The organism is Kingella sp. (in: b-proteobacteria) (assembly GCF_030527935.1).
Classification (GTDB): Bacteria; Pseudomonadota; Gammaproteobacteria; order Burkholderiales; family Neisseriaceae; genus Kingella_B.
Window position 1 is genome coordinate 26,314 of sequence record NZ_JAUMZV010000003.1, and the last position, 20,607, is coordinate 46,920.

At 52.0% G+C, this 20,607-nt stretch carries 24 protein-coding genes; 13 read left to right on the top strand and 11 right to left on the bottom strand.

Going from position 1 to position 20,607, the window contains the following annotated elements; all coding sequences use genetic code 11:
• The first annotated feature begins 11 nt into the window (after positions 1 to 11).
• The 5 genes from Q4A85_RS01565 to Q4A85_RS01585 all read left to right on the top strand — a co-directional run bounded on the left by Q4A85_RS01565 (position 12) and on the right by Q4A85_RS01585 (position 6,940).
• Positions 12 to 773, top strand: a complete 762-nt coding sequence (locus Q4A85_RS01565) for a class I SAM-dependent methyltransferase (RefSeq protein WP_303107317.1) — start codon at positions 12 to 14, stop codon at positions 771 to 773.
• 220 nt (positions 774 to 993) lie between these two features.
• The gene (locus tag Q4A85_RS01570; RefSeq protein WP_303107318.1) at positions 994 to 1,161 is read left to right on the top strand and encodes a hypothetical protein; all 168 of its coding nucleotides are present in this window, start codon (positions 994 to 996) and stop codon (positions 1,159 to 1,161) included.
• 30 nt (positions 1,162 to 1,191) lie between these two features.
• Positions 1,192 to 3,474 carry a DNA topoisomerase IV subunit A gene (gene parC, locus Q4A85_RS01575; protein ID WP_303107320.1) on the top strand — a complete coding sequence of 761 codons (2,283 nt, stop codon included), beginning with the start codon at positions 1,192 to 1,194 and terminating at the stop codon, positions 3,472 to 3,474.
• A gap of 191 nt (positions 3,475 to 3,665) precedes the next feature.
• On the top strand, positions 3,666 to 5,303 hold the full coding sequence (locus Q4A85_RS01580) for a sensor histidine kinase KdpD (protein ID WP_303107321.1): 1,638 nt from the start codon (positions 3,666 to 3,668) through the stop codon (positions 5,301 to 5,303).
• Positions 5,300 to 6,940 (top strand): sigma-54 dependent transcriptional regulator, encoded by a 1,641-nt coding sequence (locus Q4A85_RS01585; protein WP_303107322.1) that lies wholly within the window; start codon positions 5,300 to 5,302, stop codon positions 6,938 to 6,940. Before Q4A85_RS01580 ends, Q4A85_RS01585 begins: the two co-directional genes overlap by 4 nt.
• Here Q4A85_RS01585 and Q4A85_RS01590 read toward each other — a convergent pair.
• From Q4A85_RS01590 to Q4A85_RS01640, 11 genes are all read right to left on the bottom strand, one after another.
• The gene (locus Q4A85_RS01590) at positions 6,929 to 7,051 is read right to left on the bottom strand and encodes a hypothetical protein (protein WP_303107323.1); all 123 of its coding nucleotides are present in this window, start codon (positions 7,049 to 7,051) and stop codon (positions 6,929 to 6,931) included. The two genes, Q4A85_RS01585 and Q4A85_RS01590, sit on opposite strands and share 12 nt — an antisense overlap.
• A gap of 121 nt (positions 7,052 to 7,172) precedes the next feature.
• Entirely contained in the window at positions 7,173 to 8,045 is an 873-nt protein-coding gene (rpoH, locus tag Q4A85_RS01595) for an RNA polymerase sigma factor RpoH (RefSeq protein ID WP_303107324.1), read from the bottom strand.
• Between the two features lie 135 nt (positions 8,046 to 8,180).
• Positions 8,181 to 8,897 (bottom strand): tRNA adenosine(34) deaminase TadA, encoded by a 717-nt coding sequence (gene tadA / locus Q4A85_RS01600; RefSeq protein ID WP_303107325.1) that lies wholly within the window; start codon positions 8,895 to 8,897, stop codon positions 8,181 to 8,183.
• A gap of 65 nt (positions 8,898 to 8,962) precedes the next feature.
• Positions 8,963 to 9,319 carry a 50S ribosomal protein L20 gene (gene rplT / locus Q4A85_RS01605; protein ID WP_003794776.1) on the bottom strand — a complete coding sequence of 119 codons (357 nt, stop codon included), beginning with the start codon at positions 9,317 to 9,319 and terminating at the stop codon, positions 8,963 to 8,965.
• Positions 9,320 to 9,331: 12 nt separating this feature from the next.
• Entirely contained in the window at positions 9,332 to 9,529 is a 198-nt protein-coding gene (rpmI, locus tag Q4A85_RS01610) for a 50S ribosomal protein L35 (RefSeq protein WP_200521663.1), read from the bottom strand.
• Between the two features lie 142 nt (positions 9,530 to 9,671).
• The gene (gene infC, locus Q4A85_RS01615; RefSeq protein WP_368500162.1) at positions 9,672 to 10,193 is read right to left on the bottom strand and encodes a translation initiation factor IF-3; all 522 of its coding nucleotides are present in this window, start codon (positions 10,191 to 10,193) and stop codon (positions 9,672 to 9,674) included.
• A gap of 178 nt (positions 10,194 to 10,371) precedes the next feature.
• Positions 10,372 to 10,971 carry a hypothetical protein gene (locus Q4A85_RS01620; protein ID WP_303107328.1) on the bottom strand — a complete coding sequence of 200 codons (600 nt, stop codon included), beginning with the start codon at positions 10,969 to 10,971 and terminating at the stop codon, positions 10,372 to 10,374.
• 64 nt (positions 10,972 to 11,035) lie between these two features.
• Positions 11,036 to 12,949 carry a threonine--tRNA ligase gene (gene thrS / locus Q4A85_RS01625; protein ID WP_303107330.1) on the bottom strand — a complete coding sequence of 638 codons (1,914 nt, stop codon included), beginning with the start codon at positions 12,947 to 12,949 and terminating at the stop codon, positions 11,036 to 11,038.
• A gap of 372 nt (positions 12,950 to 13,321) precedes the next feature.
• A complete protein-coding gene (locus Q4A85_RS01630) occupies positions 13,322 to 13,492 on the bottom strand; it encodes a zf-HC2 domain-containing protein (RefSeq protein WP_303107332.1) in 171 nt (56 codons plus the stop codon).
• The gene (locus tag Q4A85_RS01635; RefSeq protein ID WP_303107333.1) at positions 13,489 to 14,073 is read right to left on the bottom strand and encodes a sigma-70 family RNA polymerase sigma factor; all 585 of its coding nucleotides are present in this window, start codon (positions 14,071 to 14,073) and stop codon (positions 13,489 to 13,491) included. The genes Q4A85_RS01630 and Q4A85_RS01635 overlap by 4 nt, the downstream gene beginning before the upstream one ends.
• Positions 14,074 to 14,241: 168 nt before the next feature.
• Positions 14,242 to 14,481, bottom strand: coding sequence for a hypothetical protein (locus Q4A85_RS01640; protein ID WP_303107335.1), 240 nt, complete (start codon positions 14,479 to 14,481; stop codon positions 14,242 to 14,244).
• Positions 14,482 to 14,672: 191 nt separating this feature from the next.
• Here Q4A85_RS01640 and tgt point away from each other — a divergent pair, with 191 nt between their 5' ends.
• From tgt to Q4A85_RS01680, 8 genes are all read left to right on the top strand, one after another.
• Positions 14,673 to 15,788, top strand: a complete 1,116-nt coding sequence (tgt, locus tag Q4A85_RS01645; RefSeq protein ID WP_303107337.1) for a tRNA guanosine(34) transglycosylase Tgt — start codon at positions 14,673 to 14,675, stop codon at positions 15,786 to 15,788.
• 153 nt (positions 15,789 to 15,941) lie between these two features.
• A complete protein-coding gene (locus tag Q4A85_RS01650; protein WP_303107338.1) occupies positions 15,942 to 16,718 on the top strand; it encodes a cyclopropane-fatty-acyl-phospholipid synthase family protein in 777 nt (258 codons plus the stop codon).
• 84 nt (positions 16,719 to 16,802) lie between these two features.
• A complete protein-coding gene (locus Q4A85_RS01655) occupies positions 16,803 to 17,411 on the top strand; it encodes a DNA glycosylase (protein WP_303107339.1) in 609 nt (202 codons plus the stop codon).
• Positions 17,412 to 17,535: 124 nt separating this feature from the next.
• The gene (gene glyA / locus Q4A85_RS01660) at positions 17,536 to 18,786 is read left to right on the top strand and encodes a serine hydroxymethyltransferase (protein WP_303107340.1); all 1,251 of its coding nucleotides are present in this window, start codon (positions 17,536 to 17,538) and stop codon (positions 18,784 to 18,786) included.
• An 82-nt stretch (positions 18,787 to 18,868) separates the two neighbouring features.
• Positions 18,869 to 19,345 (top strand): hypothetical protein, encoded by a 477-nt coding sequence (locus Q4A85_RS01665; protein ID WP_303107341.1) that lies wholly within the window; start codon positions 18,869 to 18,871, stop codon positions 19,343 to 19,345.
• A gap of 117 nt (positions 19,346 to 19,462) precedes the next feature.
• On the top strand, positions 19,463 to 19,831 hold the full coding sequence (locus Q4A85_RS01670) for a hypothetical protein (RefSeq protein WP_303107342.1): 369 nt from the start codon (positions 19,463 to 19,465) through the stop codon (positions 19,829 to 19,831).
• Positions 19,832 to 19,932: 101 nt separating this feature from the next.
• A complete protein-coding gene (locus Q4A85_RS01675; RefSeq protein ID WP_303107343.1) occupies positions 19,933 to 20,274 on the top strand; it encodes a DUF5713 family protein in 342 nt (113 codons plus the stop codon).
• Entirely contained in the window at positions 20,268 to 20,546 is a 279-nt protein-coding gene (locus Q4A85_RS01680) for a hypothetical protein (protein WP_303107344.1), read from the top strand. Before Q4A85_RS01675 ends, Q4A85_RS01680 begins: the two co-directional genes overlap by 7 nt.
• Positions 20,547 to 20,607: the final 61 nt, after the last annotated feature.

A 20,607-nucleotide genomic window follows, 5' to 3' on the forward strand; every position in this document is an offset into this window, starting at 1 on the left:
CCTGATTGATTATGACCTTACCCATCGTTACCACCATCCCCCTGCCCGCCCACCTTGCCCACGCCACCGCCATCAGGCAGCCTGAAACGGCGGTTTACTTGCGCTACGACGCGCACGGCTTGTGCCTGTGCCAACAAGGCGAAAAAGGCGTGGTGCAAGTGGATTTTGCCAGCGGCGCGGCGCAGCATCGGCGCACCCAAGGCGGCGGCGAGCTGATTGCCAAAGCCGTGCAACACACCGCCCGCCCTGTGGTGTGGGATGCAACAGGCGGCTTGGGGCGCGACAGCTTCGTGTTGGCAAGCCTAAACCTTGCCGTGCACACGTTTGAACAGCATCCCGCCGTGTTCGCGCTGCTGCAAGACGGCTTGCACCGCGCCGCGCAGTCGCCCGAAATCGCCGCCATCGCCGCACGCATCACGCTGCATCAGGGCAACGCCGCCGCGCTGATGCCCACGCTTGCCGCGCAAATCGGTTGCCCCGATGTGGTTTACCTTGACCCGATGTATCCCGAGCGGCCAAAATCCGCCGCCGTTAAAAAAGAAATGGCGTATTTTCACGCACTGATGGAGCAGCCTGAAAACGAGCGCAGCGAGTTTCGGCGAAGCCAAAACGCCAACGATGCCGCCCTGTTTCAGGCTGCCCGCGCCGTTACCCAAAAACGCATCGTAGTCAAACGCCCGCGCTTGGGCGAATTTTTGTGCGGCGAAAAACCCGCATATCAGTATGCAGGCAAATCCACACGGTTTGATGTTTATTTGCCAAAGGCAGCCTGAAACCTTTGCAAAACCCCCAACAACAGCCTAAAACCTAAAATGGAGCGTCGGCGGCTCGTCGCCAAATGGTTAATTCAACTTTAGAACCTGTATTCACTATTTCCATAGGCAGATTTTATGAAATAAAAGCGCGGATACAAGGCAAAAAGCGCAGTAAGGTTGGACACCTTGCGAGCATTTTTAACGCAGTAGCCACGTTTTTAGGGCATAAAAGATGCCTATGGAAATAGTGAATACAGGTTCTTATTGGTTGGCAAGATGTCGGCGAGCCGCCGACGCTCCACTGGTTGCAAAGATGGCAAAGATTGCAACCTTTCGGCAGCCTGAAAACCCAAAACGCAGCCTAACCCCGCCCCCGCAGTTTTCAGGCTGCCCCTATTTCGTTTAAAATACGCTACTTTTTAACGCCATTAAACCCATGTTCAACGCCGCCGAAAACACGCTTAATCTCGCCCAATACGCCGAACGCGCCTACCTAGAATACGCCATGAGCGTGGTCAAAGGGCGCGCCCTGCCCGCCGTGCAAGATGGGCAAAAACCCGTGCAGCGGCGCATCTTGTTCGCCATGAAAGACATGGGCTTAATCCACGGCGCAAAGCCTGTTAAATCCGCCCGCGTGGTCGGCGAAATTTTGGGCAAATACCACCCGCACGGCGACAGCTCCGCCTACGAAGCGATGGTACGCATGGCGCAAGATTTCACCCTGCGCTATCCGCTGATTGACGGCATCGGCAACTTTGGCTCGCGCGATGGCGATGGCGCGGCGGCGATGCGCTACACCGAAGCGCGTTTAACCCCGCTTGCCGAGCTGCTATTGAGCGAAATCAACCAAGGCACGGTGGACTTTATCCCCAATTATGACGGCGCATTTTCAGAGCCCGAATCGCTGCCCGCGCGGCTGCCGATGGTGCTGCTCAACGGCGCAAGCGGCATCGCCGTGGGCATGGCAACCGAAATTCCATCGCATAATCTCAACGAAGTGGCGCAAGCGGCGGTGGCGTTGCTGAAAAATCCCGCGCTCACCACCGCCGATTTGCAGCACCACATCCCCGCGCCCGATTTTGCAGGCGGCGCACACATCATCACCCCCGCCAAAGACATCGCGCAAATTTACGAAACAGGCAAAGGCAGCATCCGCGTGCGCGCGCGTTATGACGTGGAAAAGCTGGCGCGTGGGCAATGGCGCGTGGTTGTAAGCGAATTGCCGCCCAACACTTCCGCCGCCAAAATCTTGGCAGAAATTGAAGAGCAAACCAATCCCAAGCCCAAAGCGGGCAAAAAACAGCTTAACCAAGACCAGCTCAACACCAAAAAGCTGATGCTGGATTTACTGGAAAAAGTGCGCGATGAAAGCGATGGCGAACACCCCGTGCGCCTTGTATTTGAGCCAAAATCCAGCCGAATGCAGCCTGAAACGTTTATCAACACGCTGATGGCGCAAACCAGCATGGAAGGCAATGTTTCCGTAAACCTTGTGATGATGGGGCTGGACAATCGCCCCGCGCAAAAAAACCTGAAAACCATTTTGCAAGAATGGCTGGATTATCGCACCGCCACGGTAACGCGCCGCTTGCAACACCGCTTGGATGCTGTGGAAAAGCGCATCCATATTTTAGACGGGCGCATGATTGCGTTTTTGCACATTGACCACGTTATCCGTGTTATCCGCGAAGCAGACGAGCCCAAGCCCGAATTGATGGCAGCGTTTCAGCTCACCGAAATCCAAGCTGAAGATATTTTAGAAATCCGCCTGCGCCAGTTAGCAAGATTAGAAGGCATCAAAATTGAACGCGAACTCAACGAGTTGCGCGAAGAAGCAGGCAGCCTGAAAACGCTGTTGGGCGATGAAAACGAAAAGCGCAAGCTCATCATCAAAGAAATCCAAGCCGATGCCAAGCAGTTTGGCGATGCACGGCGCACGCTGGTGGAAGCCGCCGAACGCGCCACGCTCACGCAAACCACCGCCGATGAACCGATAACCCTAATCCTGTCGCAACAAGGCTGGCTACGCGCCCGCGCAGGGCATGGCGTGGATGCGGCGCAGATTGCGTTTAAAGAAGGCGATGCCTTGCAGCAAGTGCTGGAAACGCGCACCGTGCAGCCTGTGGTGGTGTGGGATTCGCATGGGCGCAGCTACACGCTGGATGCCGCCGAAATCCCCAAAGGGCGCGGCGATGGCGTGCCGATTGGCTCGCTGATTGAATTGCCCAGCCAAGCCAGCGTGGTCGCGCTGTTGGCGGGCGCGGCGGATGATTATTATCTGCTTTCAGGCTGCCACGGCTATGGCTTTATCGCCAAGCTGGAAGACTTGTTCACGCGGCAAAAAGCAGGCAAAGCCGTGCTCACTTTGGATGAGCGCGAAACCGCATTGCCACCCGTTCGCATCGCGCACGATTGGCTGATTGCGCCCGAAAGCCGCATTGTGCTAGCCAGTGCCAACAAACGCCTGCTCGCCTTTGCCATCAGCGAAATGAAAATCATGGCAAAAGGGCGCGGCTTGCAACTCATCAAGCTATCAGACGGCGACACGCTTGCCCTTGCCAGCGCGCTCACCAGCGAACACTACACGCTGCACATCATCGGCAAGCGCGGCGCAGATAACCAAGAAACGCTGCGCATCGCCGATATAACAGGCAAACGCGCAGGCAAAGGCAAGCTGTTGGATATTTCAGGCAGCCTGAAAATGATTGAAGCGTGTTAGGCAGCCTGAAAATGCTAACAACACATTAGGCAGCCTGAAAACCTTGTACACCGCGCCCCGCTTGGCTGTGCATTCCATCCCACCATCAAAGGCAGCCTGAAACGAAGTTCAGCGTAGCTAAAATACCAACCACCCCAAAGGCAGCCTGAAACGCCCTTCAACCCAACAGCACCCCATCCGAAAGCCCCAATATGGCAGCAGCACTCAAAGACAAAGACAAAGACATCGGCATTCTCGACGACTGGGACGAGCAAAGCAAGCGCGTTATCAACATGATAAACATCGCAAGGATTTCCATCTTCTGCTCCTTGCTCATCTTCCTTGCCATCATCCACAACATTCGCGGCTCAGCCACCATTGCCACCTACGCGCCTTTGGTAAACAACGAAGGCTGGCTACAAATTTGGTGCGCGGTGTACGGCGCAGTCATCATGTTCAGCCTAGCCAACCCCAAATGGCAGCTGCAACAAAAAACCCGCGCCCTGCCCAACGCCAGCGCGGTGTTTGACATCACCATGATGGGCATCCTGACCGCGCTTGCAGGCGGCGTATCATCAGGCTTTGGCATCCTTGCCCTGCCTTTTCTCGCCACCGCTTGCGTGCTCAGCTATGGTCGCTACCCCCTGCTCTACGGCAGCTACGCCGCCCTGCTGATTACAGGCGACATCCTGTGGAAATTCTATCCATTTAGCATAGACATCATCCGCAGCAACTTCTCGCTGCTGATGGGGCAAATCCTGCTGATGGCAGCCTGCTACATCGTTCCCCTGCTCACTTCGCTTTCCGCCCGCTATTTGGTAACCGCCGATGATTCCATCCGCAACCACCGCACCGCTTTTGAGCGATTAAGCGCGTTAAACAAAATCGTGCTCAACCGCATTCAAGAAGCCATTATCGTGGTGGACCAAGATTGCTTGGTTTGGACGCACAACCGCCAAGCCAAGCAATATTTTTCCGAGCTAGAAAGCAACGAAATCGCCCCCTTTTTAAGCGGGCTGGTCAAAACATGGCGACTGAAACCCGAAGAATCGTTTTCCAACCTATCGCCCATCAATTCCACGCTGATGTATGTTCGCGCCGTGCCTGTTATCCAAGAAGACACCGAGCTGCTGATGCTGTTTGCACGCGCCGAGCGCGAACGCCAAGCCGAAGCGCAAACCCTTAAACTCACCGCCTTGGGCTTGCTCACTGCCAATCTGGCGCACGAAATCCGCAATCCGCTATCTGCCATGCGCCAAGCCAGCGGCTTAATCCAAGAAACCGCCGAAGAAGATAGCAACCCCATGTATCGCAAACTCAGCGACATCATAGAAAAAAACATTACCCGCATCGACAAAATGCTGGAAGACATCACTTCGCTCAACCGCAGCGACCGCATTGAAACCAAAGGCATCCATCTCACCCAATTCTGGCTCAACTTTATCCAAGAGTTTTATCTTACCAACCCCGATGCCAAAAACTGCCTGCGCCTTGATGTGCCAACAGGTTCTAGCTTTATTGCCCTGTTTGATGCTGCCCATTTGCAGCAAATTATGTGGAATCTGTGTAACAACGCATGGCGACATTGCCGCAAGCAAAAAGGCAGTATCGTGGTAAGCCTGCGTGTGTTTGGCAAAAACAACATCAGTCTGCGCGTGTGGGACGATGGGCCGGGCGTATCCGAAACCATCCGCGAGCATCTATTTGAACCGTTTAACACTTCCGAAGCCGAAGGCACAGGCTTAGGGCTATACGTTGCCCGCGAGCTTGCCCACGCCAACAACGGCGACCTATGCTATGTGCCCCACGCCAAATCCTTTGAACTCATCCTACCGAGAGCCCCCAAATGAGTACCGCCAACCTAAACCGCCCCGTATTAGTTGTTGATGATGAAGCCGACATCCGCGATTTAATGGAAATGACCCTGATGAAAATGGGCCTGCGCGTGGATATCGCCGAAGGCGTACGCGCCGCGCTCGCCAAGCTGGATAGCAACAAATACTCTCTTGTGCTCACCGATATGCGTATGCCCGATGGCTCGGGCTTGGAAGTGGTGCAACACATCACCCAGCAGCGTTTGGATGTGCCCGTTGCCGTGATTACCGCCTTTGGCAGTGCCGACCAAGCCGTGCAAGCGTTAAAAGAAGGTGCGTTTGATTATCTGCAAAAACCCATCACGCTGGCGCAACTACGCACGCTGGTTAAGTCCGCCATCAAAGTACAAGAAGACAACAATGCACCGCCCGCCGCTGCCCAAACTGCCACAACCGAAACGCAAGCCGCCGCGCCCAAACGCCAGCCCGCCATCATCAACACCGATGCCAAAGACGATTTTCAGGCTGCCACAACCACCGCTGTTACGCCCGCCGCCAAACAGCACGCACCGATTAGGCAGCCTGAAAACCACAAACCCAGCGAAATCCAGCGCAGCCCCAAAGCCACCGCCAGCAAGCCCGCCGTTCCTGTAAACGACAGCAAGCTCAAAATGGAAGCCGACCTGCCGCGCCTGCTCGGTTCATCGCCGCAAATTGAAACCGTGCGCGGCTTAATCCGCAAGCTCGCCCCTGCTAACGTGCCCGTTTACATCTCGGGCGAAAGCGGTTCGGGTAAAGAGCAAGCCGCCCGCAGCATCCACGAACTCTCGCCGCGCAAAGACGCGCCCTTTATCGCCGTAAACTGCGGTGCCATCCCCGAAAACCTGATGGAAAGCGAATTTTTTGGCTACAAAAAAGGTAGCTTCACAGGCGCAGACCAAGACCGCCTTGGCTTCTTCCAACACGCCCACGGCGGCACACTGTTCCTTGACGAAGTCGCCGACCTGCCACTTGCCATGCAAGTGAAACTGCTGCGCGCCATCCAAGAAAAAGCCGTGCGCCGCATTGGCGACGCGCAAGAAGCCAAAGTAGACGTGCGCATCATCTCCGCTACCCACAAAAATCTCCCCGCGCTGGTGGAAAGCGGCGCATTCCGCCAAGACTTGTTCTACCGCCTGAACGTAGTAACCCTGCACATGCCCGCCCTGCGCGAAATGCACGAAGACCTTGCCAACCTGATTGCCCACTTGCTGCGCAAACACCAAAGCGGCGACATCAACATGACCCCCGCCGCCCGCGAAGCCCTGCTGCGCTACAACTACCCAGGGAACTTCCGCGAGCTGGAAAACATCCTAGAACGCGCCGTTGCCCTTGCCAGCAACCACACCATAGACGTGGACGACTTGCAAATCACCACCGACCCACTCGGCGGCGGCAGCGGAGCGGTAGAGCTAGAAGGCACCAGCCAACACCAAGTCATCAGCGGCTTGCCCAACTTCCAAATGGGCACCACCCAAATCCAAGACTATCTGGACGACATTGAACGCCAAATTTTGGAATACGCCCTGCGTCTTACCCAAGGCAACCGCACCCAAGCCGCCAAAACACTCGGCATCAGCTTCCGCTCCATGCGCTATCGCCTAGAACGGCTGAATATTGATTTAGGCGCGTAACGCGTTTTCAGGCTGCCTAATCGCATCCGCATTAGGCAGCCTGAAAAACCAAAATGGAGCAGCGGCGGCTTGTTGCCAATATGCGGATTTACCCCGCGAGAACGTTGACAAACCGCCCTATTCTGTTTTCAGGCTGCCCTAACACATTAGGCAGCCTGAAAAATATTCCACACACCCAAAACAAAAACCGATGATTTTCTCCATCATCGGTTTTCTCTATTCTGCTCAACAATCACTCTTCAATCACATCATCTGCATTCTCTGCCAGCAGCGCACGCAATTTTTGCATCGCTTTCGCTTCAATCTGACGAATCCGCTCCGCAGAAACACCAAATTCCGCCGCCAGCTCATGCAGCGTCAAGCCGCCATCATCTTGCAGCCAGCGCGTTTCCACAATGCGACGACTGCGCTCATCCAACTGCGCCAGCGCGTTTTGCAGCCCTTCCGTTTGCAACGCATAATGCGCCTTTTTCGCCAGCTGCTGGCTCGGCTCGCTGTTGCCATCGCTCAACCAATCAATCGGCGCAAAATGGTTATCGTCATCATCACTGTTGTCCGCCAATAAAGCCACATCGTTGCCCGTCATGCGCTGCTCCATCTCCATCACATCAGAGAGTTTCACGCCCAAATCGTCCGCAATATCCTGCGCTTCTTTCGGGCTTAACGCGCTCAAACTTTTGCGCATGCTGCGTAAATTAAAAAACAATTTGCGTTGCGGCTTGGTGGTGGCAATGCGCACCAAACGCCAGTTGCGCAAAATAAATTCGTGAATTTCCGCCTTAATCCAATGCACCGCAAACGAAAACAAACGCGCACCATGCGTTGGCTCAAAGCGTTTCACCGCCTTCATCAAGCCCACATTGCCCTCTTGAATCAAATCCGCCTGATTCAAACCATAGCCATCATAGCCACGCGCAATGGATACCACTACGCGCAAATGCGACAAAATAAGCTGTTTTGCCGCTTCCAAATCGCCGCGCAATTGGCGTTGCGCCAGCGAAGTTTCCTCTTCTAATGTCAGCATCGGAATGCTGTTTACCGTGTGAATATATTGCTCCAAGCTGCCATGCCCGCTTGGAATAGATAATGCAAAAGCGTTGTTCATCTCAATATTTTTCCTTTTCTTAAAATCATACTGATTTACTCGGATTATACGCTAATCGGCATATAGATTGAATTTTTAAATCGTTAAACCGCGTAAAAAGCAGAATTTTTATCAAATATCCCTTTTCAGGCCGCCTTAACGCCGCAGCCTGAAAAACGCTTGCAACTGCTGCCGCGCCTCATCGGCTAACACCCCGCCCAATATCGCCGTATGCTGATTCAACTGCCTGTTTTCAAACAAATTAAGCACGCTGCCCGCCGCCCCCGTTTTCGGTTCATGCGCCGCAAAAATCACCCGCGCCACCCGCGCTTGAATCATCGCACTCGCACACATCGCACACGGCTCCAACGACACATACACATCGCATTCATGCAAGCGATAATTACCCAACGCCTGCCCCGCCGCCGCCAACGCCTGAATTTCCGCATGATGGCTGATATTGCAATCCATCACGCAACGATTATACGCCGTTGCAATGATTTTGCCGTGATGCACCACCACCGCGCCCACGGGCACTTCGCCCAGTTTCGCCGCTTCGGCAGCCTGAAAAAGCGCGGCGCGCATCCATTGTGCCATTTCATCTTGCGGCGGAAACAGCGCAACGGGCGGAGTTTCCCGCAGCTGTTGCGTCCAATATTCGCGTTCTTGCGGCGAAAGCTGCTGCACCGTTTTCAGGCTGCCTAACGCCACCAGTTGCCAAAACACGCTTTGCGTTACGCCCAACCCCACTTGCTTTAACAACAAAAAAGTACGACAAGGATTCATCGCCTGCACATCCTGCACAGTATGCACGTTCAACTGGGCTAAGGCTTGGATAACCTTAGGCGCAAGCGGTGGCGTAGTCAGCTTCATAAAAGATAGCCTGAAAACAAAACAAGGAAACCTGCCAAACAGATTTCCTTGTTTTTTCATTAAAATTAAGCCAAAGCAGCTTTTGCTTTTTCAACCAATTGAGCAAAGGCGGCTTTATCAAATACAGCCAAATCCGCCAATACTTTACGGTCCAGCTCAATCGCAGCGCGTTTCAAACCGTTCATGAATTTGCTGTAAGACAAACCATTCAAGCGTGCGCCTGCATTGATACGCGCAATCCACAATTGGCGGAATTGGCGTTTGCGTTGGCGACGGTCGCGGTATGCGTATTGACCTGCTTTCATCACCGCCTGTTTGGCGATGCGATAGACATTTTTGCGACGACCACGGTAGCCTTTGGCTAACGCAATCACTTTTTTATGACGAGCACGAGCGGTAACACCGCGTTTTACGCGTGGCATAGTTTAACTCCTTTAAGCGTAGGGTAACATTTTAGCAATGGAAGCCATATCGCGTTCATTCACCATAGCGGTGCCGCGCAATTGGCGTTTAGTTTTGGTGGTTTTTTTGGTCAAAATATGACTTTTGAACGCATGACCGCGTTTTACGCCACCGTTACCCAGTACTTTAAAGCGTTTTTTCGCGCTAGACTTGGTTTTCATTTTAGGCATGGGAAAACTCCATTCATTTTTAAGATAAGGCATCGGGCGTTTGCCATACAGCAATGCTTAAAACCCGAAACCACGGTTTTATGCCGCTAGAAAAAACATTTTCCTGACGCGGCGTGTATCAGGAAAACGCGAGATTATACGGTTATTTTTTCTTGGGTGCAAGCATCATCACCATTTGGCGGCCTTCCAGCTTGGGGAAGGATTCAATTTGCGCTTCTTCTGCCACATCGGCTTTTACGCGCTCCAAAAGCTGCGCACCGATTTGCTGATGCGCCATTTCACGCCCACGAAAACGCAAGGTAATTTTGACTTTGTCGCCGTCTGCCAAAAATTCGCGCACTTTTCGCATTTTGATGTTGTAGTCGCCATCGTCTGTGCCAGGGCGGAATTTGATTTCTTTAATTTGGACTTGCTTTTGTTTTTTCTTGGCTTCGTCGCGTTTTTTGGATTGCTCGTATTTGTATTTGCCAAAGTCCATCAGTTTGCAAACAGGCGGTTTGGCGGTGGGAGAAATTTCCACCAAATCAACGTCTTGCTCTTCTGCCATAGACATGGCTTCTTTTAGGCTCACAACGCCGAGTTGCTCACCTTCACCACTAATTAAGCGCACTTCTTTGGCGGTGATTTCGCCGTTGATTCGTGCTTCGCGTTCTTGCTGTGCGATGATGAATGCTCCTATAAAAGGTTAGTCGGATTGGCGTTTGTGAAATAAACGCGCTTTAAGAATTTTCACAATTTTACTGGTTTTCAGGCTGCCTGAAAAGGTGAATTGTGCGGTTTAAATGATGCACTACCACAGCATACCGTACCAAATGTTATCCAAAGGTAATCTGAAATATTTTTCAATCAATATTTTGTATGTCATTATCATTGACAGAAAGCAATTCCAACAAAGCACTATCATCACCAATTTCATAACCATCATTGTTATTGGAAGTTTGTTGCTCACTACTTATGGTTATGGTGGAATTTTCATATTTAGCTTGAGCCAATTTCATTAACTCATCATAGCTTTCTTTGTCTGTGCATTCCATTAATGTGCATAAATCATAAATAAAGTATGAATTCTGCCTGCGAATGTAGGTTTCTTCACTTTCATCGTTTAAATCTTCATTCTCCATATTTTCCAAAAGGAATTTTCTTTGCTCGACCAGATATTGAATTTGTTCAACCGTTAATTGTTCTGCAAGCCATTTATCATAGGCTGCATATTTATTATCAATAAGACTGGTAAAAGGTTTCCCTTTTTGCCATCCATATTTTTTTGCCAAAGATACTGTTAATCTATCCAAATAGAAAATCCATTTATGACCATATTTATTAACTAAAATATACTTAACACCATTTTTAGTAATAAACCCACAATCATTTTCAATGAGTCTGTCGTAGCCTAAAATAATTGCCTTTTGTAAATCTTCACGATTTATTTTAGATAAATCCATCACTTTCTCCCTAAATTTGTTTACAGGCAGCCTGAAAACCCTTTCAGGCTGCCTTGATGCCGTTTTACGCTGCCGGCGCCAATTCTTTTTGCAGCAGCTCGACAAACGCCGCCACGCTCATGCTGCCTAAATCTTCGGCTTTTTTGCGCACGGCAACTTGTCCGTTTTCCATTTCCTTATCGCCAATCACGATTTGGTAGGGATAGCGTTGCGAGCTGTTGTCGCGGATTTTGTAGCCGATTTTTTCATTGCGCAAATCCAATTCGGCGCGGAAACCTGCGGCTTGCAGTTTGGCAACCACTTCACGGCAGTAGTCGGCTTGTTTTTCGGTGATGTTCATCACCACCATTTGCACAGGGGCGAGCCACAGCGGGAACGAGCCTGCGTGTTGTTCAATCAGGATACCGATAAAGCGTTCCAGCGAGCCTAGTATGGCGCGGTGCAGCATCACAGGGCGGGCGCGGTTGTTGTCGCGGGTAACGTATTCGGCATCCAGCCGCTCGGGCAGCACGAAATCAAGCTGGATGGTGCCGCATTGCCATGAGCGTCCCAGCGCGTCTTTGATGTGGTATTCCACTTTGGGGCCGTAAAACGCGCCTTCGCCTTCCAGCTCCTGCCATGTTACGCCGCAGGCGGTAAGCGCATCGCGCAGACCTTGTTCGGCTTTGTCCCAAATTTCATCGCTGCCTGCGCGTTTTTCGGGGCGCAGGGAGAGTTTGATGCTGACATCGTGAAAGCCGAATTGGCGGTAGATTTTCATTACTAACTGGTTAAACGCGCGGGTTTCTTCGGCGATTTGGTCTTCGGTGCAGAAAATGTGGGCATCGTCTTGCACAAAGCCGCGCACGCGCATCAGACCGTGCAATGCGCCGCTGGGCTCGTTGCGGTGGCATGAGCCAAACTCTGCCAAGCGCATCGGCAGGTCGTTATACGAGCGCAAGCCGTGATTGAAAATCTGCACATGGCCGGGGCAGTTCATCGGTTTGACGGCGTATTCGCGTTTTTCGGATTGGGTGGTGAACATATTGTCTTTGTAGTTCGCCCAATGCCCTGATTTTTCCCAAAATGTTTTGTCTAGAATTTGCGGGGTTTTGACTTCTTGGTAGCCTGCGGCGGAAAGTTCGCGGCGCATATGCTGCTCAATTACCTGCCACAGCGTCCAGCCGCGCGGATGCCAGAACACCATCCCAGGGGCTTCGTCTTGCAGATGGAACAGGTCTAGCTGTTTGCCCAGCTTGCGGTGGTCGCGTTTTTCGGCTTCTTCAATACGCGTGATGTAGGCTTTGAGCTCGTCTTTGCTTGCCCATGCCGTGCCGTAGATGCGTTGCAGTTGCTCGTTGTTACTGTCGCCGCGCCAGTATGCGCCCGACACTTTGGTGAGCTTGAAATTTTTGAGAAAACGGGTATTGGGAACGTGCGGCCCACGGCACATATCCACATATTCTTGGTGGTAATACATACCCATCGCGGTGATGTCGTCCGCCATGTCGTCAATTAAACGCAGTTTGTAGTCTTCGCCGCGTTGTTTAAAGATTTCAACCACTTCGGCGCGCGGGGTCATTTTTTTGATGACATCGTAGTCTTGGTTAATCAGCTCTTTCATGCGCGTTTCAATGGCGGCGATGTCTTCGGGCGTGAACGGTTTTTCGCTGAAAATGTCGTAGTAAAAACCATCTTCAATCACAGGGCCAATCACCATTTTTACGTTGGGAAACAGTTGTTTCACCGCGTGCCCAACCAAGTGGGCACAGGAGTGGCGGATGATTTCCACGCCTTCTTGGTCTTTGGGCGTGATGATTTGCACGCGGGCATCTTCGTTAATCGGGTCGCTGGCATCGCGCAAAATGCCGTTTACTTTGCCTGCTACGGTGGCTTTTGCCAGCCCTGCGCCGATGTCAGCGGCGATTTGGGCGATGGTGGTGGGGGCTTCATAATGGCGGACTGAGCCGTCGGGTAGGGTGATGTTGATTTGAGACATGGTTGCTCCGAGTGGGTATATAACGTTTTCAGGCTGCCTAATTAGGGCGTATTGGCACTCAACATTTTGGCAGCTTTTGCGCCATAAAACGGCATCTGCTGCGTTAAAAATACTCGCCTATGAATGGCATAGGCTCGCATTTTCGCCTTGTATCTGCCATTTTCTGACGCAAAATCCGCTTCATAAAGTTGAATGCCAACACGCCCTAAACGTGCCCGAAAAACGCGAAATTATAGAGATTATGGGCTTGATAAACAAGGCAAACAGGCTTTTCAGGCTGCCTTAAAGCGCGATTTGGCGTGAAAATAAGGCTATCAAGTAGTCGCTATATTTAATTTACCTAATGCCATGAATAAGGCAGCTTGAAATCCATCAAAACAGCTCTTTCACCGCCATATCAATCATATCCAGCTGCTGCTTATATCGGCGACAACGGCGACAGAACAGCAAATGCGTTTGCAAAAACAAAACTTCATGGCTCTCCAATGGCATGCCGTCTAATCGCTTGGATAAAAGATAAGTTGCTTTTCGGCATCGTTTCATTGCTCGCTCCCGTTAAACCACTTGATTTGCAAACATTGGCGCAACCCTTCGCGGGCGCGGTGCATCATGGTGTGGAAATTAGCCACCGAAATGCCGCATTGCTGCGTGATTTCATCGCGCGCCAAGCCCAAAATTTCCGCCATCATAAACACCCGCGCCGTGTTTTCAGGCAGCTCATACAAGCAAATTTGCAAGGTTTGGTAAAACTCTTTCGCATTCAGGCTGCCTTCGGGGCTGCTCCACCATTCAGGCGCAGCCGTTGCCGACCAATGCCCATCTGGCAAAAAACAATCTTCAAACGCATCGTCCATCGCTTGCTCTTGTGGCGACATCATCACCGCACGGCGCACCGCTTGGCGGCGGAAATAATCCGTGAGCTTGTGCTTTAAAATGCCAATTAGCCATGTGCCCATTTGTGCTTCGCCACGAAACGCATTTTCCGTCTGATAAGCAGCCAAAATCGCTTCTTGCACCAAATCTTCCGCCGTATCAGGCTGATCGGGCAAATTGATTTGAGCAAAACGCAGTAAATCGCGGCGAATGCGGGCAAACTGTGCCGCGTCTAATTCGGAGAAAAACATAAAATCCCGCAGGGAAAAAAAATGGGCATTTTATAAGATTTCAGGCTGCATTAGAGCGATTATCGCCCCAAGGCAGCCTGAAAACAAAGATTAGCCATTTAATATAAACCTACGGCATTGCCACGCATCGCCGTCTTGCGTTTTTTAAATGGACGTAACCCTGCAAAATTACATATGCTTGTGCATACCACCTTTACGCATAGATTGTTTGCCTTTGCCATGCATAGCGCGTTTTTTCATCATAGTTTTTTTGCTGGAAGATTTGTGCATCATGGGTTGTTCCATTTTGTTGTCATTCATCATAGGTTGTTCCATGCCCATGTCTGATTTCATATCCATATCATGCGCTTGCGCCCCAGCAGACAACAAACCCAAGCTCAATACTGCACACACGATTGCTTTTTTCATAATCAAATTCCTTAAAAAATTTAAGAACGCGCATTGCACCATTGCTTTGCATCATTCCCCCCATTAGACGCATCAGTCGCCAAAATCTGACAGCTCGATCGCAAAAAATTTTTAACTATATGATTATTATTGAAAAATAATACAATCACAAAAAACGGTATAATCGCGCCTTAATTTTAAGGAAAACACCTATGCTCAACTTCACGCTCCACAAAAAAGACGGCTACGCCCGCCGTGCCACGGTTGAACTCAACCACGGCAAAATAGAAACCCCCGTGTTTATGCCTGTGGGCACTTATGGCTCGGTGAAAGCCATGACCCCGCAAAATCTGCACGACATCAACGCGCAAATCATCTTGGGCAACACTTACCACCTATGGCTGCGCCCTGGTTTGGAAGTGATAGAACAATTTGGCGGGCTGCACGATTTTATCGGCTGGAACAAGCCCATTTTGACCGACTCGGGCGGCTTTCAAGTGTTCAGCCTATCCGATATGCGCAAGCTCACCGAAGAAGGCTGTACCTTCAAAAGCCCGATTAACGGCGACAAATTATTCCTATCGCCCGAAATTTCCATGCAAATCCAAACCGTGCTCAATTCCGACATCGTGATGCAATTAGACGAATGCACCGAAGGCAACGCCAGCCATGCTGTCGCGCAAAAATCGCTGCAAATGAGCCTGCGCTGGGCGGAGCGCAGCAAACGCGCGTTTGAAGATTTACGCAATCCCAACGCGCTGTTTGGCATTATTCAAGGCGCGATGTATGAAGATTTGCGCGAAGAATCGCTGCGCGGGCTGGAAGACATTGGCTTCAAAGGCATTGCCATTGGCGGATTGAGCGTGGGCGAGCCCAAACCCGAAATGTATCGTATGTTGCGCGCGCTTGCACCGATGCTGCCTGAAAATAAGCCGCATTATTTAATGGGCGTGGGCACACCCGAAGATTTGGTTTACGGCGTGGCGCATGGCGTGGATATGTTTGACTGCGTGATGCCCACGCGCAACGCCCGCAATGGCTGGCTGTTTACCCGCTTTGGCGACATCAAAATCAAAAACGCCAAGCATCGCCACGACAAACGCCCACTGGACGAAAGCTGCACTTGCTACGCCTGCACACATTTTAGCCGCGCCTATTTGTATCACTTGCACAAAGTGGGCGAGATTTTGGGCGCGCAACTCAACACCATTCACAATCTGCATTTTTATCAAACGATTATGCAAGAAATGCGCGATGCGATTGAAGCGGGGCAGTTTGCCGATTGGCAAGCGCGTTTCCATGAAAACCGCGCACGCGGCACGGATTGATTTATCAACAAGGCAGCCTGAAAACGGATTGATGCTTTTCAGGCTGCCTGAAACACCATTCAGCCAGACCACCAACCACTTTCAGCATAACAAAAACAATATTTCAGGCTGCCTTATGCTTATTTCCCCAACCACACTAAACAGGAGAGCATCATGTCTGATAGCGACAAAAAAAGCCAAACAGGTCATCACTTTCTCGCCAAGCTGGGCAAAACCCGCCTGCGGCCTGGCGGTCGCCGCGCAACCGATTGGCTGATTGAGCAAGCGCAATTCACGCCGCAAACGCAAGTGCTGGAAGTGGCGTGCAACATGGCAACCACCGCCATCGGCTTGGCGCAACGCTTTGGCTGCCATATTGAAGGCGTGGATTTGGATTTCAACGCGCTGGAAAAAGCCGAGCGCAACATCGCCGCCGCAGGCTTGGCGCAGCTTATCCATGTGCAGCACGCCAACGCCACCGCGCTACCGTTCCCTGACAACAGCTTTGACGTAGTCATCAACGAAGCCATGCTTACCATGCTGCCCGTTGCCAACAAACAAGCCGCGATTGCCGAATATTTCCGCGTGTTGAAGCCCAACGGCGTGCTGCTCACGCACGATGTGGTGGTGAGCGACACCGATAGCGAAGCGATTGTGGAACGCCTGCGCGACACGATTAAAGTGAAAGTTACCCCGCTCACCGAAAGCGGCTGGAAAGATTTGTTTCAGCAAGGCGGTTTTGCCGATTTGAAAACCCTGCGCGGCGGCATGACGCTGCTCTCGCCCGCTGGGCTAATCCACGATGAAGGCTTGCTGCGCACGTTTAAAATTATCCGCAACGCGCTCAAAGCGGAAAACCGCGAAACGTTTAAACGAATGTTCCGCACGTTTAACGACCCCGCGCGGAGTATGGGGTTTATTGCCGTTTGCAGTAAAAAGCCGCACGAGTAAACCATAATAGGCAGCCTGAAAACAAATTCATGCTTTTCAGGCTGCCTAAACACTCTTTCAACTCCAACCAAAGGCAGCCTGAAAATGACCCCCGCAGCAACCGAAAACAGCCTCATCATCGAATCCCTACCCTTTCCCCCCTTTCTGCCACCGCACGCCACCGTGATGCTGATGGGCACATTCCCGCCGCCCGCCGACAAGCGCAGCATGGCGTTTCACTATCCCAATTTTCAAAACGATATGTGGCGCGTGTACGGCATCGTGTTTTTTGACGACCCCAGCCATTTTCAGGCTGCCTTGGGCAAACAATTTGATGCCGACAAAATCAAAGACTTCCTGTGGCAGCGCGGCATCGCCTCCTGCCCCACCGTGTTCAAAGCCATCCGCCAACACGGCAACGCCTCGGACGATTTTTTGCAGATAGTAGAAAGCGTGGACTTGCCCGCCATCCTTGCCCAGATGCCCAACGTGCGCCGCATCGGCACCACAGGCGGCAAAGCCACTGAAGTGCTCATCGGCAAGCTGCCCAGCAAAACCAAGCTGCCCAAAACAGGCGAAACCATCGCCTACCCCTGCGGCGAGCGGCAGTTGCAACTCACCCGCCTGCCCTCCACCTCCCGCGCCTATCCGTTAAGCCTTGCCAAAAAAGCCGAAGCCTACCGGTGCTTTTTTCAGGCTGCGGGGTTGGTGTGAACGTTCACCGTGTTATCGCGCGCCAAGCAAAGGCAGCCTGAAATACCGTTTTCAGGCTGCCCTTAATAAAAATTTACGTTACAATTCTAACCTTTCATTCCCCAACCCAAGCAAAGGACGCACGATGTACTCCAAAAGCCTCACCATCGCCAAATACGACCCCGAGTTGCAAGCGGCCATTGAAGCCGAAAACCAACGCCAGCAAGACCACATTGAGCTGATTGCCTCCGAAAACTACGTCAGCTGCGCCGTTATGGAAGCGCAAGGCAGCCAGCTTACCAACAAATACGCCGAAGGCTACCCCAGCAAACGCTACTACGGCGGCTGCGAACACGTGGACGTAGCCGAGCAGCTTGCCATTGACCGCGTCAAAAAACTATTCGGCGCAGAATACGCCAACGTGCAGCCGCATTCAGGCAGCCAAGCCAACCAAGCCGTTTACGCCAGCGTGCTCAAACCGGGCGACACCATACTCGGCATGAGCCTAGCGCACGGCGGGCACTTAACCCACGGCGCAAGCGTAAACATTTCAGGCAAGCTCTACAACGCCATCACCTACGGCTTGGATGAAAACGAAGTGTTGGATTATGCCGAAGTAGAACGCCTTGCGCTGGAACACAAGCCCAAAATGATTGTGGCAGGCGCATCCGCCTACGCCCTGCAAATCGACTGGGCGCGTTTCCGCGAAATCGCCGACAAAGTAGGCGCGTATTTATTCGTGGACATGGCGCACTACGCAGGCTTGGTGGCAGGCGGCGAATACCCCAACCCCGTGCCCTTTGCCGATTTCGTTACCACCACCACGCACAAAACCCTGCGCGGCCCACGCGGCGGCGTAATCCTGTGCCGCGACAACACGCACGAAAAAGCCCTGAACTCCGCCATTTTCCCCAGCCTGCAAGGCGGGCCATTGATGCACGTCATCGCCGCCAAAGCCGTTGCCTTTAAAGAAGCGTTAGAACCCGAGTTCAAACAATACGCCAAACAAGTGAAAATCAACGCGCAAGCGATGGCAGAAGAATTGGTCAAACGCGGCTTGCGTATCGTGTCAGGTCGCACCGAAAGCCATGTTTTCTTGGTGGATTTGCGCCCCAAAAACATCACCGGCAAAGCGGCGGAAGAAGCTTTGGGCAAGGCGCACATCACCATCAACAAAAACGCCATCCCCAACGACCCCGAAAAACCCTTCGTAACCAGCGGCATCCGCGTGGGCGCAGCGGCGATTACCACACGCGGCTTCACCGAAGCCGATGCCCGCGAACTCGCCAACCTGCTGGCAAACGTGTTGGACAACCCCAACGATGAAGCCAACTTGGCAGCAGTAGCCGAAAAAGCCAAAGCCTTGTGCACCAAAAATCCCGTTTACGGCGCGTGATTGACTTGCGCGGATAGATAAAGGCAGCCTGAAAATGGGGGAATTCCGTTTTCAGGCTGCCTTTTAATGGAGCAACAACCCAATGTTTACAGCACAAAAAATCATTGAAACCGAAATCTATCAAAACCTGCTAGCGCAACTGCAACAGCGCACGGGCATGGAAATATACCCCGAATACGAAACCGTGCTGGCGGCATTTGACACAGAATGCTTGGCACACGCCCATTTAAGCGAAGATGATGTGATGCGCCTACTGGCAAGCGATGCCGAGCCGCTGCTCAATTTTGTCGCGCATTATTATGAAACCTTCCGCGATGCGCCCGATGAACAAGAATACCCCGAGGGCTACGAACCCGACCCCGATGACGATGACGATGACGACAATATCGTTAATTTGGGGCAAGGCAAAAACACGCTGCTGCAAAATTTGATTGTGTATGCCCTGCTCAAACACCGCCCCGATGATTTGCTACCCTATCTCACCGCCATTCGTACGCCGTATGCGAAAAAATTTGCGCGGGAAGTGAAAGCCGTGTTGGCGGCGAGTGAGGCAGCCTGAAAACCCATTTCAGGCTGCCTACTCTTTACCCACCATTAATCCGTTTTTGTACAACCCCACTATACGTTGCCCCCGCAATCGCCTATAAAGCCGCCTTTTTCACCGAAAGGACAAACCATGATTTCAAGCAAACACATCGCCATCATCAGCATCAGCACCGCCCTGCTTTCAGGCTGCGCATCAGGCGATGGCTACCGCCACGCGCTAACAGGTTTAAGCAGCGCCCAATTCCATGCCAACCACCCCACAGGCGAAATGCAGCAACACCACAGCCACCACCTAACCGAAGGCAGCAGCCACATGAACGAAACACGCCACGGCAGCGAGCATGGCAAAATGTTTGAACACGGCAACTCGCAAATAGGACAGCGCAGCCAGCAAATCAACCGCAACGAGCGCACCGAGCAACGCTTTGGCTACGAAGAGCGCTCATCGCAAAGCGGCAGCTCGTTCCGCATCAAAACGCCCAGCCCTTGGCACAACTAAACCGCTATAATTCGGCAGCCTGAAAACGGAATAGCGCATCCGGCGCACCAACCGTTTTCAGGCTGCCTTTATTTTTGTTTACCCCTTTCAGGAGCACCGCAATGAGCGTTCAAAACCCGCAAATCCAATCCTATGACTTCCTGCGCGATATGTATAACGACGATTATTTCCCCATCGAATTGGTGGACAAAATCAAAGCCATCTTGCTTGATGCCTGCGCGCAAATTGAACAAAATCCCCCCGCCGATATGGACGCGCTCTACGCCATCACCCACGCCGCAACCGAAAAAATCAACGAATTGGAAGACGAATTTGACGCCGCCGACAGCGAATTAGAAACCGTTGCCCGCGAATGCATCGCCGAAAATTTCGCCTTTATCGCGCAAACCTACGGCTTTGAAGGCGCAGACATTGAAGAGCTGATTGCCCCACGTGAGTGGTAAACCGCGCCAAAAACAACACGGCTCGCCGCACATCAAGGCAGCCTGAAAAAACCCAAACGGCACATTGTTGTTTTAATCAAACATCAGGCAGCCTGAAAACGTTAAAAAGCTATTTCAGGCTGCCTATTTTGTTAAAATTCGCACACGTTTATGGCACAGAAAATCAGCAAGCGCAGGCGGGTGGGCAAACTATCTCGCTCAAATATTCAAACCCGCGCTTGCCCCCATTTTCAGGCTGCCTTAAACATTATTTTTTTGTTTGCTTTTCGTAAAATCACTTGACTTCGCTATTAGGAACATAATCGTGCCAACCAACCACCAACGCGCCGCACA

Coding starts and splice junctions, on each gene's coding strand:
- Q4A85_RS01565 (WP_303107317.1), top strand. CDS start 12: ATGACCTTACCCATCGTTACCACCATCCCCCTGCCCGCCCACCTTGCC.
- Q4A85_RS01570 (WP_303107318.1), top strand. CDS start 994: ATGGAAATAGTGAATACAGGTTCTTATTGGTTGGCAAGATGTCGGCGA.
- parC (WP_303107320.1), top strand. CDS start 1,192: ATGTTCAACGCCGCCGAAAACACGCTTAATCTCGCCCAATACGCCGAA.
- Q4A85_RS01580 (WP_303107321.1), top strand. CDS start 3,666: ATGGCAGCAGCACTCAAAGACAAAGACAAAGACATCGGCATTCTCGAC.
- Q4A85_RS01585 (WP_303107322.1), top strand. CDS start 5,300: ATGAGTACCGCCAACCTAAACCGCCCCGTATTAGTTGTTGATGATGAA.
- rpoH (WP_303107324.1), bottom strand. CDS start 8,045: ATGAACAACGCTTTTGCATTATCTATTCCAAGCGGGCATGGCAGCTTG.
- tadA (WP_303107325.1), bottom strand. CDS start 8,897: ATGAAGCTGACTACGCCACCGCTTGCGCCTAAGGTTATCCAAGCCTTA.
- rplT (WP_003794776.1), bottom strand. CDS start 9,319: ATGCCACGCGTAAAACGCGGTGTTACCGCTCGTGCTCGTCATAAAAAA.
- rpmI (WP_200521663.1), bottom strand. CDS start 9,529: ATGCCTAAAATGAAAACCAAGTCTAGCGCGAAAAAACGCTTTAAAGTA.
- Q4A85_RS01620 (WP_303107328.1), bottom strand. CDS start 10,971: ATGGATTTATCTAAAATAAATCGTGAAGATTTACAAAAGGCAATTATT.
- thrS (WP_303107330.1), bottom strand. CDS start 12,949: ATGTCTCAAATCAACATCACCCTACCCGACGGCTCAGTCCGCCATTAT.
- Q4A85_RS01630 (WP_303107332.1), bottom strand. CDS start 13,492: ATGAAACGATGCCGAAAAGCAACTTATCTTTTATCCAAGCGATTAGAC.
- Q4A85_RS01635 (WP_303107333.1), bottom strand. CDS start 14,073: ATGTTTTTCTCCGAATTAGACGCGGCACAGTTTGCCCGCATTCGCCGC.
- Q4A85_RS01640 (WP_303107335.1), bottom strand. CDS start 14,481: ATGAAAAAAGCAATCGTGTGTGCAGTATTGAGCTTGGGTTTGTTGTCT.
- tgt (WP_303107337.1), top strand. CDS start 14,673: ATGCTCAACTTCACGCTCCACAAAAAAGACGGCTACGCCCGCCGTGCC.
- Q4A85_RS01650 (WP_303107338.1), top strand. CDS start 15,942: ATGTCTGATAGCGACAAAAAAAGCCAAACAGGTCATCACTTTCTCGCC.
- Q4A85_RS01655 (WP_303107339.1), top strand. CDS start 16,803: ATGACCCCCGCAGCAACCGAAAACAGCCTCATCATCGAATCCCTACCC.
- glyA (WP_303107340.1), top strand. CDS start 17,536: ATGTACTCCAAAAGCCTCACCATCGCCAAATACGACCCCGAGTTGCAA.
- Q4A85_RS01665 (WP_303107341.1), top strand. CDS start 18,869: ATGTTTACAGCACAAAAAATCATTGAAACCGAAATCTATCAAAACCTG.
- Q4A85_RS01670 (WP_303107342.1), top strand. CDS start 19,463: ATGATTTCAAGCAAACACATCGCCATCATCAGCATCAGCACCGCCCTG.
- Q4A85_RS01675 (WP_303107343.1), top strand. CDS start 19,933: ATGAGCGTTCAAAACCCGCAAATCCAATCCTATGACTTCCTGCGCGAT.